This window comes from Phenylobacterium sp. (assembly GCF_035309685.1).
Taxonomy (GTDB): Bacteria; Pseudomonadota; Alphaproteobacteria; order Caulobacterales; family Caulobacteraceae; genus Phenylobacterium.
Genome location: NZ_DATGEX010000011.1, coordinates 1 through 14,435 on the forward strand (window position 1 = coordinate 1; position 14,435 = coordinate 14,435).

The 14,435-nt window shown below is 68.2% G+C and carries 20 protein-coding genes; 14 read left to right on the forward strand and 6 right to left on the reverse strand.

All coding sequences use genetic code 11. The features are described from left to right. From VKQ35_RS02340 to VKQ35_RS02380, 9 genes are all read left to right on the forward strand, one after another. Window positions 1-333 (forward strand): hypothetical protein (locus VKQ35_RS02340; protein ID WP_324358441.1); only part of this gene is annotated, 333 nt, incomplete at its 5' end. Continuing rightward, a complete protein-coding gene (gene sufB, locus VKQ35_RS02345; protein WP_324358442.1) occupies window positions 330-1,796 on the forward strand; it encodes a Fe-S cluster assembly protein SufB in 1,467 nt (488 codons plus the stop codon). The genes VKQ35_RS02340 and sufB, both read left to right, overlap by 4 nt. Beyond that, complete coding sequence (locus VKQ35_RS02350) at window positions 1,793-2,194, forward strand: hypothetical protein (protein WP_324358443.1); 402 nt, start codon at window positions 1,793-1,795, stop codon at window positions 2,192-2,194. The genes sufB and VKQ35_RS02350 overlap by 4 nt, the downstream gene beginning before the upstream one ends. A 51-nt stretch (window positions 2,195-2,245) precedes the next feature. After that, complete coding sequence (locus tag VKQ35_RS02355; protein WP_324358444.1) at window positions 2,246-2,662, forward strand: hypothetical protein; 417 nt, start codon at window positions 2,246-2,248, stop codon at window positions 2,660-2,662. A gap of 7 nt (window positions 2,663-2,669) precedes the next feature. Further along, window positions 2,670-3,419, forward strand: coding sequence for a Fe-S cluster assembly ATPase SufC (sufC, locus tag VKQ35_RS02360; RefSeq protein ID WP_324358445.1), 750 nt, complete (start codon window positions 2,670-2,672; stop codon window positions 3,417-3,419). Further along, window positions 3,416-4,441, forward strand: coding sequence for a Fe-S cluster assembly protein SufD (sufD, locus tag VKQ35_RS02365; RefSeq protein WP_324358446.1), 1,026 nt, complete (start codon window positions 3,416-3,418; stop codon window positions 4,439-4,441). Before sufC ends, sufD begins: the two co-directional genes overlap by 4 nt. A 2-nt stretch (window positions 4,442-4,443) precedes the next feature. Further along, window positions 4,444-5,658, forward strand: coding sequence for a cysteine desulfurase (locus VKQ35_RS02370; RefSeq protein WP_324358447.1), 1,215 nt, complete (start codon window positions 4,444-4,446; stop codon window positions 5,656-5,658). Window positions 5,659-5,670: 12 nt separating this feature from the next. Continuing rightward, window positions 5,671-6,033, forward strand: a complete 363-nt coding sequence (locus VKQ35_RS02375) for an SUF system Fe-S cluster assembly protein (protein ID WP_324358448.1) — start codon at window positions 5,671-5,673, stop codon at window positions 6,031-6,033. Then, a complete protein-coding gene (locus VKQ35_RS02380; RefSeq protein WP_324358449.1) occupies window positions 6,033-6,434 on the forward strand; it encodes an iron-sulfur cluster assembly accessory protein in 402 nt (133 codons plus the stop codon). The genes VKQ35_RS02375 and VKQ35_RS02380 overlap by 1 nt, the downstream gene beginning before the upstream one ends. On the opposite strand, the gene VKQ35_RS02385 is transcribed toward VKQ35_RS02380, so the two are convergent. Beyond that, window positions 6,431-7,450, reverse strand: coding sequence for a lysylphosphatidylglycerol synthase domain-containing protein (locus VKQ35_RS02385; RefSeq protein ID WP_324358450.1), 1,020 nt, complete (start codon window positions 7,448-7,450; stop codon window positions 6,431-6,433). The two genes, VKQ35_RS02380 and VKQ35_RS02385, sit on opposite strands and share 4 nt — an antisense overlap. Window positions 7,451-7,622: 172 nt before the next feature. On the opposite strand from VKQ35_RS02385, the gene VKQ35_RS02390 reads away from it, so the two are divergent. The 3 genes from VKQ35_RS02390 (at window position 7,623) to VKQ35_RS02400 (ending at window position 9,646) form a co-directional block, all read left to right on the forward strand. Continuing rightward, window positions 7,623-8,246: a BON domain-containing protein gene (locus VKQ35_RS02390; protein ID WP_324358451.1), complete on the forward strand. Its 624-nt coding sequence runs from the start codon at window positions 7,623-7,625 to the stop codon at window positions 8,244-8,246. A gap of 80 nt (window positions 8,247-8,326) precedes the next feature. Next, window positions 8,327-8,605 carry a hypothetical protein gene (locus tag VKQ35_RS02395; RefSeq protein ID WP_324358452.1) on the forward strand — a complete coding sequence of 93 codons (279 nt, stop codon included), beginning with the start codon at window positions 8,327-8,329 and terminating at the stop codon, window positions 8,603-8,605. A 69-nt stretch (window positions 8,606-8,674) separates the two neighbouring features. Further along, window positions 8,675-9,646, forward strand: a complete 972-nt coding sequence (locus VKQ35_RS02400; protein ID WP_324358453.1) for an ion channel — start codon at window positions 8,675-8,677, stop codon at window positions 9,644-9,646. Here VKQ35_RS02400 and VKQ35_RS02405 read toward each other — a convergent pair. Beyond that, window positions 9,622-11,505, reverse strand: coding sequence for an ABC-F family ATP-binding cassette domain-containing protein (locus VKQ35_RS02405; protein ID WP_324358454.1), 1,884 nt, complete (start codon window positions 11,503-11,505; stop codon window positions 9,622-9,624). The genes VKQ35_RS02400 and VKQ35_RS02405 overlap by 25 nt on opposite strands. Window positions 11,506-11,759: 254 nt before the next feature. Here VKQ35_RS02405 and ndk point away from each other — a divergent pair, with 254 nt between their 5' ends. Continuing rightward, on the forward strand, window positions 11,760-12,179 hold the full coding sequence (gene ndk / locus VKQ35_RS02410; RefSeq protein WP_324358455.1) for a nucleoside-diphosphate kinase: 420 nt from the start codon (window positions 11,760-11,762) through the stop codon (window positions 12,177-12,179). Between the two features lie 68 nt (window positions 12,180-12,247). Beyond that, window positions 12,248-12,601 (forward strand): DUF6481 family protein, encoded by a 354-nt coding sequence (locus VKQ35_RS02415; protein ID WP_324358456.1) that lies wholly within the window; start codon window positions 12,248-12,250, stop codon window positions 12,599-12,601. Window positions 12,602-12,613: 12 nt separating this feature from the next. On the opposite strand, the gene VKQ35_RS02420 is transcribed toward VKQ35_RS02415, so the two are convergent. The 4 genes from VKQ35_RS02420 to nthA form a co-directional block, all read right to left on the reverse strand. Continuing rightward, entirely contained in the window at window positions 12,614-12,826 is a 213-nt protein-coding gene (locus VKQ35_RS02420; protein ID WP_324358457.1) for a hypothetical protein, read from the reverse strand. Between the two features lie 43 nt (window positions 12,827-12,869). Next, window positions 12,870-13,232 carry a nitrile hydratase accessory protein gene (locus tag VKQ35_RS02425; RefSeq protein WP_324358458.1) on the reverse strand — a complete coding sequence of 121 codons (363 nt, stop codon included), beginning with the start codon at window positions 13,230-13,232 and terminating at the stop codon, window positions 12,870-12,872. Next, on the reverse strand, window positions 13,219-13,869 hold the full coding sequence (nthB, locus tag VKQ35_RS02430) for a nitrile hydratase subunit beta (RefSeq protein ID WP_324358459.1): 651 nt from the start codon (window positions 13,867-13,869) through the stop codon (window positions 13,219-13,221). Before nthB ends, VKQ35_RS02425 begins: the two co-directional genes overlap by 14 nt. Continuing rightward, window positions 13,866-14,435, reverse strand: a 570-nt coding sequence (gene nthA, locus VKQ35_RS02435) for a nitrile hydratase subunit alpha (protein WP_324358460.1), incomplete at its 5' end; no start/stop codon positions are given. The genes nthB and nthA, both read right to left, overlap by 4 nt.

A 14,435-nucleotide genomic window follows, 5' to 3' on the forward strand; every position in this document is an offset into this window, starting at 1 on the left:
GGCCGGGTGCTGCTGTGCATCGCACATGACCCGGGCGTGCGGCTGCGCGACATCGCGGCCACGGTGGGCATCACCGAGCGCAGCGCCTACGGCATCATCAGCGACCTGACCGCGGTCGGCTATACCGTCAAGCAGAAAGACGGCCGCCGCAACCGCTACCAGATCCACGCCCACCTCCCGCTGCACGAACCCACCAGCCAGCGACTCGCCATCGGCGAAGTCCTCGCTCTTCTCGCGGGCGCCAGTGCGGGGCGACAGCAGACCACAGGAAACCTGCCTGAGGCCATCGCCGCCACCGAAACAACAGCTGAGTCCGGAAGCGTCTCCCCATGACGGCAATCGCGCACCCCGAGCTCGAGGGGCTTGATCGATACAAGTTCGGCTGGGCCGACTCCGACGTGGCGGGCGCGTCCGCGCGGCGGGGCTTGTCGGAGGATGTCGTGCGCGACATCTCGGCCAAGAAGAACGAGCCGGAGTGGATGCTGGCCTGGCGCCTCGACGCCTTCGAACGCTGGCAGGCGATGGACGAGCCCGACTGGGCGAAGGTCAACTTCCCGAAGATCGACTACCAGGACAGCTACTACTACGCCGCGCCCAAGCCCAAGACGGTGCTGAACAGCCTCGACGAGGTCGATCCGGATATCCTGGAGACCTACAAGAAGCTCGGCATCCCGCTGCGCGAACAGGAGGTGCTGGCGGGCGTCGCCGGCGCGCCGCGCTATGCGGTCGACGCGGTGTTCGACAGCGTCAGCGTGGTCACCACCTTCAAGAAGGAACTGGCCCAGGTCGGGGTGATCTTCTGCTCGATGAGCGAGGCGATCCGCGAGCACCCGGAGCTGGTGCGCAAGTACCTTGGCTCGGTGGTGCCCGTCAGCGACAACTATTTCGCCTGCCTGAACGCGGCGGTCTTCTCCGACGGCAGCTTCGTCTACGTGCCGCCGGGCGTGCGCTGCCCGATGGAGCTCTCCACCTATTTCCGCATCAACGCCGAGAATTCCGGCCAGTTCGAGCGCACCTTGATCATCGCCGACGAGCGGGCTTACGTGTCCTATCTCGAGGGCTGCACGGCCCCGATGCGCGACGAGAACCAGCTGCACGCCGCGGTCGTCGAGCTGGTCGTGCTGGACGACGCCGAGATCAAATACTCCACGGTGCAGAACTGGTACCCAGGCGATCCGGAGACCGGCAAGGGCGGCATCTACAACTTCGTCACCAAGCGGGCCGACTGCCGGGGCGACCGCTCCAAGGTCAGCTGGACCCAGGTCGAGACCGGCTCGGCGATCACCTGGAAGTACCCCTCCTGCGTCCTGCGCGGCGACGGCAGCAGCGGCGAGTTCTATTCCATCGCCATCACCAACGGCCGCCAGCAGGCCGACACCGGCACTAAGATGATCCACCTGGGCGCCAACACCCGCTCACGGATCATCTCCAAGGGGATCAGCGCCGGGCGCTCGTCGAACACCTATCGCGGCCTGGTCTCGGCGCACCCGAAGGCCAAGGGCGCGCGCAACTTCACCCAGTGCGACAGCCTGCTGATCGGCAAGCACTGCGCCGCCCACACCGTGCCTTACATCGAGGCCCGCAACGGCCAGTCGAAGTTCGAGCACGAGGCGACGACCACGCGCCTGTCGGAAGACCAGCTGTTCTACGTGATGCAGCGCGGCCTTTCCCAGGAGGAGGCGGTGCAATTGCTGGTCAACGGCTTCGTCAAGGACGTGCTGCAGGAACTGCCCATGGAGTTCGCGGTCGAAGCCCAGAAGCTGGTGGCGATCAGCCTGGAAGGGAGCGTCGGATGAGCTCGAAGACCAAGCCCGCCACGCTCTCGCTCGCCGCGGCCTACGAGGCCGAGCAGGCGCGCCGCGAAGAGGCTCGCCGCGAGCGGGAGGACGCCGAGCGCCGCCAGCAGGAACAGGACCTGGCCCGCGCCGAGGAACTGGAGGCCGCGCTGCGCGCTGACGCCCTGTTCCTGGCCGACAAGGGCCTGGTGCTGGATCGGCGCCGGTACACCGTCTCCCTCGACCATGTGGATTTCCGCATCGCCGCCTATTTCGAGGCCGGCCACGCCAGCGTCACCGCCGCCGACAAGCGCTCGACGCTTCCCGGCGCCAGCGCGCCCCGCAAGCGCGAGCAGGTCGACACCGTGGCCGAGGCGCTCACGGTCATGGCCCAATTTCTCGCCGATGAGTTTCGTTGAATGTTGGGCGTTCTTAGATCGCTGCGGTATCGGAAGGAGGTTCATGAAGACATGAGCTACCTTCTCGGCTTCGGGCTGCAGGACGCCTATCTGTCGGAGATCACGAAGTCCTGGCCAAAACTCAAACTCGGGATCGAAGATTTTCGGAAACAAGGCCTCTCGCCAATGCAAGCGGCGGTGAACTGCCTTGCCATCGTTCTTCAGTTTGAAATTGAAAATCGCATCCCGTGCGAGGATTGGCCCAAGGTTGAGGAATATCTGACCAAGAGCGTCGGAGAGCCAAAATACAAGGCTGAGAAGGCTGCCGGCTATTTCTTTGCCCAGGCCTACGTTCAAGTCGATTTGGGCAATGTGGAAGCCGCTTCCGTCGCCCGAGCGGCCCATGAGATTGTCGGAACGCTCCAGGGCATCCCCAAGGATGTCCGAGTAGCTCAACGTCTGACAACTGCTTTGACTAAGGGTGACTAGCTCCATGATGTTGAGCGTTTCAAACCTGCACGCCGCCGTCGATGGCAAGGAGATCCTCAAGGGCCTGACCCTGGAGGTTCCGGCCGGTCAGGTGCACGCCATCATGGGGCCGAACGGAGCGGGCAAGTCGACGCTCTCCTACGTACTGACCGGCCGTGACGGCTATGAGGTGACCGCTGGGACCGCGACGCTCGACGGCGAGGACCTGCTGGCCTTGGCGCCCGACGAGCGGGCCGCGCGCGGTGTCTTCCTGTCGTTCCAGTATCCGTTGGAAATCCCGGGCGTCCCCGCGCTGACCTTCATCCGCACCGCGCTGAACGCCCAGCGCCGCGCCCGCGGCGAGGACGAGATCGCCGCGCCCGCCTTTCTGAAGCTGGCGCGTGAGAAGGCCGCGGCGCTGAAGATCGACTTCGAGATGCTGAAGCGCGCGCTCAACGTCGGCTTCTCCGGCGGTGAGAAGAAGCGGATGGAAATCCTTCAGATGGCGATGCTTTCGCCCCGCTTCCTCATCCTCGACGAGACCGACAGCGGCCTGGACATCGACGCCCTGCGCATCGTCTCCGAAGGCGTCAACGCGCTGCGCGGCCCCGACCGCGCCATGCTGGTGATCACCCACTACCAGCGGCTGCTCGACTACATCAAACCGGACCGCGTCCACGTGCTGGCCGGCGGCCGGATCGTCGCCTCCGGCGGCCCCGAACTGGCGCACGAGCTGGAAGCTGGCGGCTACGAACGCTACGAGAAGGCCGCGGCTTGAGCGTCACCGCCGCCATACGCGACCGCGATGTCACCGAGCTGCCGTCCAAGCGCGACGAGGACTGGCGCTGGACCGACCTGCGCGGCCTGATCCGCATCCTGCCCGGCCCGTCGCCCGCCTTCGAGGGCGACTTGGCCGTCGGGCCGTTCGACGAGCTCGTCACCCGCGTCGTCGCCATCGTGAACGGCGCCGGCGAGGCGAAGATCGACGTGCCGGCGGGCGAGACCGCCTGGGTGGCGCTGCGGATCGTCTCGCGCGGCGACGGCGCCCATGCGGCCCGGGTGACGATCAATGTGGCCGCCGGCGCGCGCCTGCAGCTTTTCGAGACCTACGAAGGCGAGGGCGGCTACCTCTCCCAGACCACGCTCGCGATCGCGCTCGCCGAAGGCGCCAGCGTCGAGCGCCTGGTGCTGGCCGCCGACAGCCCCGGCGGCGTCACGGTGAGCCAGGCCGAGGTCTCGCTCGCCGCCAAGTCCGATTTCGCCCAGACGGTCGCGACCTCCGGCGGCCGCCGCCAACGGATCGAGACCCGCGTCAGCCACCCGGGCGGCCACGCCAGCCTGCGCCTCGACGGCGTCTATCTGCTGGCCGACAAGGCACACGCGGACCTCACGACCGTGGTCACGCACGATGGACTCGACGGCGTCACCGAACAGCTCACCAAGGGCGTGGTGCGGGACCAGGCCCGCGGCGTCTTCCAGGGCCGGATCGTGGTCGCCGAAGGCGCTGACGGCACGGACGCCAAGATGGGCCACCATGCGCTGATCCTATCGGAGCGCGCCGAGGTCGACGCCAAGCCCGAGCTCGAAATCTACGCCGACGACGTGGCCTGCGCGCACGGCAATACGGTGGGCGCGCTGGACGAGGACGCCCTGTTCTACGCCCGCCAGCGCGGCATGCCCGAGGCGCAGGCCCGCGCGTTGCTCACCGAGGCCTTCGTCGGCCAGGTGATCGACCGCATCGACCAGGACGAGGCGCGCGAGATCGTCCGCGCCTGGGCCGCCGACCGGCTGAGGGCCTGAGCATGGCCTTCGACGTTGAGGCGGTTCGCGCCGAGTTCCCGATCCTGGGACGCCAGGTGAACGGCCACCCGCTGGTCTATCTGGACAGCGCCGCCTCGGCCCAGAAGCCGCGCGCGGTGATCGCCGCCATGACGCACGCCATGGAGCACAGCTACGCCAATGTGCACCGCGGCCTGCATACGCTCGCGAACGAAACGACCGAGGCCTACGAGGCCGCCCGAAAGTCGGTGGCGGGCCTCCTGGGCGCAGTCCCCAACGAGATCGTCTTCACCAAGGGCGCGACCGAGGCGATCAACCTGGTGGCCTCGGGCCTGGGCGCCAGCCTGAAGGCCGGCGACGAGATCCTGCTCACCGAGATGGAGCACCACGCCAACATCGTCCCCTGGCACTTCCTGCGCGAACGCCAGGGCGTGGTGCTGAAGTTCGCGCGCGTCACCGATGACGGGCGGCTCGACGTCGAGAGCTTCAAATCCCTGCTGAGCGAGCGGACCAAGGTCGTGGGCCTGACCCACATGTCGAATGTCCTCGGCACGGTGAACCCGGTCGCCGAGCTGATCGGCCTGGCCCATGACGCCGGCGCACTGGTGCTGATCGACGGCTGCCAGGCCGTGGTGCACCAGGGCGTCGATGTGAAGACGCTGGACGCCGACTTCTATGTCTTCTCCGGCCACAAGCTCTATGGCCCGACCGGCATCGGCGCCCTCTACGGCAAGGCCGAGCGCCTGGCGACGCTTCCGCCCTACCAGGGCGGCGGCGAGATGATCGGCAATGTCAGCCTGGACGCCATCACCTATGCCGACCCGCCGCACCGCTTCGAGGCCGGCACGCCGCCGATCCTCGAGGCCATCGGCCTGGGCGCGGCGATCGACTGGCTCTCCGGCCTCGACCGCGCCGCGGTGGCGCAGCACGAGCACGCCCTCTACGCCCATGTCCGCGAGCGGCTGAACGGGGCCAATTGGCTGCGCGTGCTGGGCGAGGCGCCGGGCAAGGGCGCGATTCTCAGCTTCACGGTCGACGGCGCCCACGCCCACGACGTCGCTCAGATCCTCGACAAATATGGCGTCGCGGTGCGCGCCGGGACCCATTGCGCCGAGCCCCTGATGCGACGTTTCGGCGTGACCTCGAGCGCGCGCGCCTCCTTCGCCCTATATAACACCCACGAGGAGGCCGACGCCTTTGTGGACGCCCTAACGAAGACTCAGGCATTTTTCGCTTAAAGCATGACCCCGATGGATGACGCCGCACCCGTTGACGCCGAAGTCGCCGCCCCGCTGTCGCAGGGCGAGCTCGACGTCTTGACCGACAAGCTGATCGAGCAGCTGAAGACGGTCTTCGACCCGGAAATCCCGGTCGACATCTATGAGCTGGGCCTGATCTACAAGGTCGACGTTTCCGACGCCAAGGACGTGGTCATCGACATGACCCTGACCGCGCCCGGCTGCCCGGTGGCCGGCGAGATGCCGGGCTGGGTCGAGGACGCGATCCGCGAAATTCCCGAGGTGAAGTCCTGCAAGGTCGAGCTGGTGTTCGATCCGCCGTGGGACCCGTCGCGGATGAGCGACGAGGCCAAGCTGCAGCTGAACATGTTCTGATGGACCTGAACCTCACAGCCCCGACCCGCGCGCGGCGCGAACGGCCCAAGGTGGTCTCGCTGACCGACGCCGCCGCCGAGCGCGTGCGCGAGATCATGGCCAAGGCGGAGACGCCCTACGCCGGCCTGCGCGTCGGCGTGAAGAACGGCGGCTGCGCGGGCCAGGAATATGTCCTGGAGTACGCCGCCGAAGCCGGCCCGCTGGACGAGGTGGTTCAGGACAAGGGCGTCACCATCCTGGTCGAGCCCAAGGCGGTGCTGTTCCTGATCGGCACGGTGATCGACTACGACGTGACGCGCCTCGCCGCCAAGTTCACCTTCCGCAATCCCAACGAGACCGACGCCTGCGGCTGCGGCGAGAGCGTCACCATCGAGCCGGCGACGGTCGATCCGGCCGACTAGGCGCGGCGGTTGCGCAGGGTCTCCACCGCCAGCGCCAGGGCCGCCAGGAACAGCGGCAGGATGTAATAGCTGAGCCGGTAGCCCAGGAAGGCCGCGGCCAGCGCGGCCGGCGCGACGTCCGGCAACAGGGCGGCCATGGCGCTCTCGAACACGCCTGCGCCGCCCGGCACCGAAGAGATCAGGCCGGTGATGCAGGCGACCGCATAGGCCCCGACGAAGGTCACGTAGCTTGGCCCGCCGGCCGGCAGCAGGATCCACAGGATCGCCGCGGCGATGCCGTTGTCCACGACGCCCAGCACCAGCTGGGCTGCCGCATCGCGCGCGCTCGGCAGGGTGACGCTGCGGCCGAAGCCGGATAGCGGCCGGCGGCGCAAGGCGCAGAGCACGACATAGCCCGCCGCCACCGCCAGCAAGCCGGCGCCAAGCGCCCGCGCCGCGACAGGCGTGATGGCCGTGCGATCGAGATCGGCGCTCGCGGCCAGCAGCAGCCCGGCGCCCGACAGCGCCGCCAGGCCCACGCCGAAGGAAAAGGCCGCGAACAGGGTCGCGCCGGCCGCCTGGGTCAGGCTGACCCCGAACCGCTCGTAGAACCGCGCGCGGATGGCGCCGGAGGTCAGGAGGTTCGCGCCGATCGCATGCGCGATGCCATTGGCCAGGAACGAGCCCATCTGGGTGGGGCCCATGGGCACCCTGGCGCCGGTCCAGCGCAGGCCGACCCACTCGATCAGGCCCATCAAGAGGAAGCTCACCACCGACAGGACGAGTGTCATCAGGATTGCGGTGAGACCCCATCCGGCCATCGCCGCCTTCACCGCCTCGAAGCTCAGCTTGTGGAACTCGCGCCAGAGCACCCAGATGGCCGCCACCAGCATCACCGGTGGCACGATCCGCAACGCCCAGTGGGCCCACTGCCCAAGGCGCCCCGGCAATCCCGCGTGCGGGTGGGCGATGTCCTGCGCCAGCTCCGCCACGACGGGCTCCGGTTTGGACGAGCGGGTCGGGTTGGGCGCGGTCACGACAGTCGAAGTCTCTGTTGAGTCGGCCCAGGGAGTCAGGGTGGTGAGTCTGGGCGATGAGTCCGGGCGATGAGTCAGGCGGGCGAGCCGCCGCAAGTTCCCGACTCATATGGGAACCGAAGCGCACGGCGCAGGTTCTTCGCCTAAGCACGTGACAATCAGGAGACGCGCCATGGCCCGGGAAAATTGGCAGGACCGCGAGGACGAGCGCCGCCGCCGCGCGCTGCGCGACACGGGGCGCGACGATTTCGGGCAGGCCGACTACGCCGGCGACTACGGCTACGATCCGCAGGCCAGGGCCGGCTATCGCGTCGAGGACGAGATACGCCCCGGCCGCGACGATTTCGGCCAGGCCGACTATTCCACCGACTACGCCTACGATCCGGAGCGGCGTGGGGCCTATCGCCGCTACGCCGAGGCCGACCGGGACTACGCCCGGCGAATGGAGAGCGGCGACTATCGGGCCTCGCAGCCGCGCTCCTGGATGGACGGCGCGCGCGCGTTCTTTTCGCCCGGACCCCGGGCGCCTCACCTCGACGCCCGTCCGGCGGCGGCGCGCCGCGGCCCTTCCGACCGGGTGCTGTGGGCGGTGATCGTGGAGCGGCTGGAAGACGAGCGCGGCCTCGACCTGCGCGATGTCGAGGTGATCGTCGAAGACGCCGAGGTCACGCTGAACGGCACGGTGCGCCACAAGGCCGACAAGCGCCGGATCGAGGACGTCGCCGAGATCGACGGCGTGCGCCACGTCCAGAACAACCTGCGCCATCGGGGCCACGGTCACTGGACCTTCCTCTAGGCCGGGGACGCGCAGGTCGCGGGCAACCCAAGCTGAGCTGAGGGGTTTTCCTCCCGACACTTCTGTCGAGGAGACACCCGATGAACCGCAAACAGACCGCCCAGGCCAAGCGCGCGTTCACGCACGGTTCGGGCGGCGCCAACGCCGACATGGCCGTGGAAGCCGCCCCGATCCACGAGGACCGCCACATCGAGGTTCCGCATCATCGCGAGGTGGAACCTCTGAAAGAAGGCGAGAAGCACGACCACATGGCCGCGCGCGAGAAGTCAGCGGAGGACCGCCAGGAAGCCCTGCTGGACGAGGCCATCGAGGAAACCTTCCCGGGCAGCGACCCGATCAGCCCCAAACACATCACCTGATCCAAGCCTGCGTATCTCGCGGCGGGCCGTGCCTTCGACGGTCCGGTGCAGGCGTGCTACGAAAGGGCCGTGAAGCTTTCTCCACCCCGCATCAAGCTGGCCGGGCTGCAGGCCGTGAAGGTCGGCGTCAGCCGCTTCAGCGTCGACGACCCGTACTATCTCGTCCTATCCATGCGCTGGGCGACCTTCCTGGTCTCGGTGCTGCTGCTGTTCGTCGTCGCCAACCTGTTGTTCGCCACGCTCTACTGGCTGGCGCCGGGCGCGGTGACCAACGCCCGGCCCGGCGCCTTCGGCGACGCCTTCTTCTTCAGCGTCGAGACCCTGGCCACGGTCGGCTACGGCGTCATGACGCCGGCGACGGTCTACGGTCACTCGATCGCCACCGCCGAAATCTTTGTCGGCATGTTCCTGACCGCGCTCGTCACCGGCGCCTTTTTCGCCCGCTTCGCCCGGCCCCGCGCGCGGCTGGTCTTCAGCGACGTGGCTGTGGTCGCGCCTTACGAGGATGGCCGGGCCTTGATGATGCGGGTGGCCAGCCGCCGCCTGCAGGGGATCAGCGAAGCCAGCGCCCGGCTCAGCTACCTGCACGAGCGCCACGTGGGCGACACACGGTTTCGGCGCTTCACCGAGCTGAAGCTGGAGCGCCAGAGCATCCCGGTGCTCAGCCTCTCCTGGACGATCATCCACAAGATCGATGAAGACAGTCCGCTGTGGAATATGACCGCCGAGCGCATCGCGGAAGAGCAACCGACCATCATGGTGTCCTTGAGCGGCTTCGACGAGGCGATCTCGTCGGCCATCAACGACCGCAAGACCTACCGGGCGGAGAACATCCGCGTCGCCCACGTCTTCACCGACATCCTGCGCGACCTACCGGAGGGCTTCCTTGAGCTCGACATCACCCGCATCCACGACACTGTGCCGATCGCCGATCCGGGGGAAGATGATATCCTGCTGGATGGCCTGGTCCGCGACGCTCAGGCGCGCCGGGCTGCGGGTCGCGCGCGCGGCGCGGCTCAGGACAGAGTCAGCGCCTCGTAGGCTTCCTGGGCCGCCAGCCATTCGGCTTCCGCGGCGTCGACGCTCGCCTGGGCGGCGGCCCGGCGGCGTCCCAATTCCGCGGCCTTGGCGGGGTCCTTGGTGAAGATTTCGGGATCGGTGAGCTTGGCGTCGATATCGGCGAGCGCGGCCGTAGCGCGGCCCAAAGCCGCCTCGGCGGCCTCGACCCGGCGGCGTGCGGTTCCGGTCGGGACCTTGGCGCGCGGCGCGGGCGGCGGGGGTGGCGGCGAAGCCTTGACGGGCTCCTCGGCGACCTGGGTGGGCGCGCGCGCCGCGACGCGGGCGCGGTCGAGGACGAACTTGGCGTAGTCCTCCATGTCGCCGTCGAAGGGCTCGATCCCGCCATCGGCGGCCAGCCACAGGCGGTCGGCCACCAGCTCCATCAGCGAGCGGTCGTGGGTGATCAGGATCACCGCGCCCTCATAGTCGTTCAGCGCGTCCAGCAGGGCGCGGCGGCTGTCGATGTCCAGGTGGTTGGTCGGCTCGTCGAGGATCAACAGGTGCGGCGCTTCCATCGCCACCATGTTGAGCAGCAGGCGCGCGCGCTCGCCGCCGGACAGGTTGGCGACCGTTGTGTCGACCTTCTCATATCCGAGGCCGAACTGGGCGAGCTTCGAGCGCCGCTGACTCTCCGAGGACCCCGGCAGGGCGCGGCGGATGATCTCCAGCGGGGTGTCCGTCGGGTCCATCGCCTCGATCTGGTGCTGGTGGAACCAGCCGACCTTGAGCCGTGACGAGCGCACCAGGGTCCCGCTCTCCACGGCCAGCGCGCCGGCCACCAGCTTGGCGAAGGTCGACTTGCCCGCCCCGTTGACGCCAAGCAGCCCGATGCGGTCGTCGATATCAAGCCGCAGGTTGAGCTTGCGCAGGATCGGCGCGCCGCCATAGCCGACGTCAGCCCCTTCAAGCCGGATCAGCGGCGGGGGCAGCGGCCGCTCGGGCGAGGGCAGGGTGAAGGGCGCGACCCGGTCCTCGATGATGTTGGAGACCGGCGGCAGTTTGGCGATCATCTTCAGGCGCGACTGGGCCTGGGTCGCCTTCGACGCCTTCGCGCCGAAGCGGTCGACGAAGGCCTGCATGTGGGCGCGCTTGGCCTCGATCTTGGTGCGCATCGCCTCCTGCAGCCGCAGCTTCTCGGTGACCTGGCGTTCGAAGCTGTCGTAGCCGCCGGTGTAGAGGTCGAGCTTGCCGTCCTTCAGATGGAGAATGTGATCCATCGAGTTGTCGAGCAGCTCGCGGTCGTGGCTGATCACCATGGCGGTGTGCGGGTATTTCTGCAGCCGCGCCTCAAGCCACAGCGCGCCTTCCAGGTCGAGGTAGTTGGTCGGCTCGTCCAGCAGCAGCAGGTCGGGGGCTGCGAACAGCGAAGCCGCGAGCGCCACCCGCATCCGCCAGCCGCCGGAGAACTCCGCCATCGGCCGCGCCAGGTCGGCGTTGGAGAAGCCCAGGCCCGCGAGGATCTCCGCCGCCCGGCTGGGGGCCCGGTCGGCGTCGATCTCGATCAGCCGCGTGTAGATGTCGCCGAGGTCTTCCGGTTCGGCGGTCTCCAGACTGGCCAGCAGGCTCGCCCGCTCAACGTCGGCGGCCAGCACGGTCTCCAGCAGGGGAATCGGCGTCGCCGGGTGCTCCTGGTCCACCGACCCGATCCGGGCGGCTTTCGGCAGGCCGATTTCGCCGGACCCCAGCGCCAACTGGTTCAGGATCAGCTTAAAGAGCGTCGACTTGCCCACGCCGTTGCGGCCCACCAGGCCGACCTTGGCGTCCTTGGGCAGGCTGACGGTCGCCTGGTCGAAGAACCGGCGGCCCCAGGCGTCGAAGGTGAGATCTTTGATCTGAAGCATTGGAACTTAAGGCAAAAGACTACGGACCAGCACGCGCCGGATCTGCGGGGGAATGGGAGGGTCAGGGCTTTCGATAGGCCGCGCCGCCGCCTGACCGGGCGGGTGCATAGCAGACCGACACGGCCTCGTCATGCCGATCCGTCATGAGTGTTGCAGCGCAGCGCCTTGGCGAGAGAGGGCGAGGCGGCTATAGAGCCCGCCACCTCGCGGAATGCCCGCGGGCTCCCCATCTGTCCTGACACGTAAAGAGACCCATGACCGAACGCACCTTCTCGATCATCAAGCCGGACGCCACCCAGCGGAACCTGACCGGCAAGATCAACGCCGTGATCGAGGACGCGGGCCTGCGCATCGTCGCCCAACGCCGCATTCGCATGACCGAGGCCCAGGCCAAGAAGTTCTATGAGGTGCACGCCGCGCGCCCGTTCTACGGCGAGCTGGTCGACTTCATGATGTCGGCGCCGGTCGTGGTGCAGGTGCTGGAAGGCCCCAACGCCGTGGCCAAGTACCGGGAAGTCATGGGCGCCACCAACCCGGCCGACGCGGCCGATGGCACCATCCGCAAGCTCTACGCCCAGAACGTCGGCGAGAACTCGGTGCACGGTTCCGACAGCGCCGAGAACGCCGCCTTGGAAATCGCACAATTCTTTACCGAGGCCGACATCGTCGGCTGATAGCAACCCAATCCATCGAGGCGGGGTTTTCCCCGCCAGACCATCACTAACCCCATTCGAAAGTCGCAATGAGAGAAGACAAGATCGGTGGCTTCAACGAACGCCTGGCGTCCCAGGCTGAAGCCCGTAAGGCCCTGCTCGAAAAGTTCAAACCCAAGCCCATGGTGCAAGCCGAGGTCCTCGAGACCCGGGCGCAGCGCAAGGCGCGTGAGATCGAGGAAGTCCGCGCCAAGCGGGCCGCCGAGAAGGAAGCCGCGCGGCTGAGGGCCGAGGCCGAGGAAGCCGCGCGCATCGAGGCGTTGGCCAACAACGAAGAGGCTCAGCTGGAGCTGAAGCGTCAGGAGCGCAAGGACCGCAAGGCCGCCGCCAAGGCCGAGGCGCGCGCCAAGCGCGAAGCCAAGTCGGCCCAACGTCGCGGCTAGGGTGGGCCGAGGCTAGGTTTCCGGGCCGCCGGTCAGCCGGCGGGACAGGTCGCCGTAGTAGCCCTGGATGAGCAGTTCGACCTCGTCGCCGCGCTCTTCGGCTTCGAAGGCCATGTCCTTGGCCATCTGCACGGCCGCCGATCGGCTGAGGCCGCGCTCGATCGGCTGGCCATCGGAAAAGACGGTCCAGTCGCCGTCCTTGAGCGTTACCGCATATTGAACCATGCGCGCCAATTCCCTTGCTCAAGCTTGAGCGCGCAAGGGGCGGCTAGGGTTCCCCGACGAGCTCCACGGGTCGTCCGTGCGCGGTGCGACGGTAGGCGTGTTCCCACGCGTCCTTCCGCGCACTGAGCTCCGGCGCGGTGGCCAGCGCCCTGGCGGTCACCAGATCCTCCAGCGTCGCCAGCCAATGCTCATAGTAGCGCGAGCCGTCGTCGGCGGGGCCGGCGGCCTTCAGCCGCGCCGAAAGCGCATCCGCCCATTCCGGCCAGCTGAAGGCGCCCTGGGCGTGCAGCTGCAGGGCGAGCGCGAAGGCCTGCGCCTGCCAGGGCTCGGCGAACACCGGCCCGCCCGCGTCGCGCGGCAGATGCGGCAGGCTGCCAAAGAGTCGGGCCGGCTCAGGCGCGTTCAAGATAGGGCTCCCAGAGGTCGAGTGAGACGCTGTCCCGCGGGTTGGCCGCCTCGCCCCACAACTCCCGCGCCGCGAAGCGCACCGTGTAGAGCGGGCGCGGATCCTCACCCCCACCGTGGGCGTGGCTGTCTGGAAAGACGTGCGCGCCGTGCAGGGCGGTGATCACGCCTTGCCGTCCACGGACGTAGCGCGGCAAGCGGGTGTGGCCGTGCGGATTGAGGTCGCGGGCGCGGACCTTGTCGCCCACCGCAAACACCGGCGCCGCGCCCTCGCGCACATAGGAGCCCCGGCGCATGAAACGTGGCGCGACCTCTTCGGCGCGCAGCAGGGGCGTGGCCTTGGCGAACCCCGGCTCGGCCTTGCCGCGCGCGATCTCCGCCCAGGTGGCGTGGCCATGGGCGACCAGCAGCTCGGTGAGCCCCCGGAACCACTTCTCGTAGTAGCTCATGGCCAGATATTCCGGGCCGGGGATCTTCTCGCGCTGGTGGCGACCGGCGTCGATGTTGCTGCGGGTCGGCGAGGCGACGCTCAAGGCGTGGACCCGGCCCTCCCACGCGGCGTGGAACACCTCGCCCTCGGGTTCCGGGATCACCGGTCCCAGGTTCTCCATCCCGCCCATGTCGTGGACGCTGTTCACAGGCGAGTGGTCCCGATCATGCCGTCGCGGGTGACCAGCGCGGCCAGCGCATCCTCGTCGAGGCCTTCGGTCCCGGCGGGGCGCTCCGGCAGCACCAGGTAGCGCAGCTCGGCGGTGGAATCCCAGACCCGGACCTCGACCTCATCGGGCAGCACGGTCCCGAACTCGGCCATGACGCCGCGCGGATCGATCACCGCGCGCGAGCGATAGGGCGCGGACTTGTACCAGACCGGCGGCAGGCCGAGCACCGGCCACGGATAACAGGAGCACAGCGTGCACACGACCATGTTGTGGGTCTCGGGCGTGTTCTCGACCGCGATGATGTGCTCGCCCTGGCGGCCGGCATAGCCGAGCTCGCGGATCGCCGGCGTTGCATCCTTCAACAAGCGTTCGCGAAACGACGGATCGGTCCAGGCCCGGGCGACGACGCGGGCGCCGTTGCGCGGCCCAACCTTCTTCTCATAGGTCTCGATCAACAGATCGAGCGCGGCCGGATCGATGTAGCCTTTTTCCGTGAGAATCGATTCGAGCGCGCGCACGCGCAGCTCGGTTTCCGACAGCTCGAG

What these genes read in the sequence shown, in the direction of transcription:
- sufB (WP_324358442.1), top strand. Translation starts at nt 330, where the DNA reads ATGACGGCAATCGCGCACCCCGAGCTCGAGGGGCTTGATCGATACAAG.
- VKQ35_RS02350 (WP_324358443.1), top strand. Translation starts at nt 1,793, where the DNA reads ATGAGCTCGAAGACCAAGCCCGCCACGCTCTCGCTCGCCGCGGCCTAC.
- VKQ35_RS02355 (WP_324358444.1), top strand. Translation starts at nt 2,246, where the DNA reads ATGAGCTACCTTCTCGGCTTCGGGCTGCAGGACGCCTATCTGTCGGAG.
- sufC (WP_324358445.1), top strand. Translation starts at nt 2,670, where the DNA reads ATGTTGAGCGTTTCAAACCTGCACGCCGCCGTCGATGGCAAGGAGATC.
- VKQ35_RS02370 (WP_324358447.1), top strand. Translation starts at nt 4,444, where the DNA reads ATGGCCTTCGACGTTGAGGCGGTTCGCGCCGAGTTCCCGATCCTGGGA.
- VKQ35_RS02375 (WP_324358448.1), top strand. Translation starts at nt 5,671, where the DNA reads ATGGATGACGCCGCACCCGTTGACGCCGAAGTCGCCGCCCCGCTGTCG.
- VKQ35_RS02380 (WP_324358449.1), top strand. Translation starts at nt 6,033, where the DNA reads ATGGACCTGAACCTCACAGCCCCGACCCGCGCGCGGCGCGAACGGCCC.
- VKQ35_RS02390 (WP_324358451.1), top strand. Translation starts at nt 7,623, where the DNA reads ATGGCCCGGGAAAATTGGCAGGACCGCGAGGACGAGCGCCGCCGCCGC.
- VKQ35_RS02395 (WP_324358452.1), top strand. Translation starts at nt 8,327, where the DNA reads ATGAACCGCAAACAGACCGCCCAGGCCAAGCGCGCGTTCACGCACGGT.
- VKQ35_RS02405 (WP_324358454.1), bottom strand. Translation starts at nt 11,505, where the DNA reads ATGCTTCAGATCAAAGATCTCACCTTCGACGCCTGGGGCCGCCGGTTC.
- ndk (WP_324358455.1), top strand. Translation starts at nt 11,760, where the DNA reads ATGACCGAACGCACCTTCTCGATCATCAAGCCGGACGCCACCCAGCGG.
- VKQ35_RS02415 (WP_324358456.1), top strand. Translation starts at nt 12,248, where the DNA reads ATGAGAGAAGACAAGATCGGTGGCTTCAACGAACGCCTGGCGTCCCAG.
- VKQ35_RS02420 (WP_324358457.1), bottom strand. Translation starts at nt 12,826, where the DNA reads ATGGTTCAATATGCGGTAACGCTCAAGGACGGCGACTGGACCGTCTTT.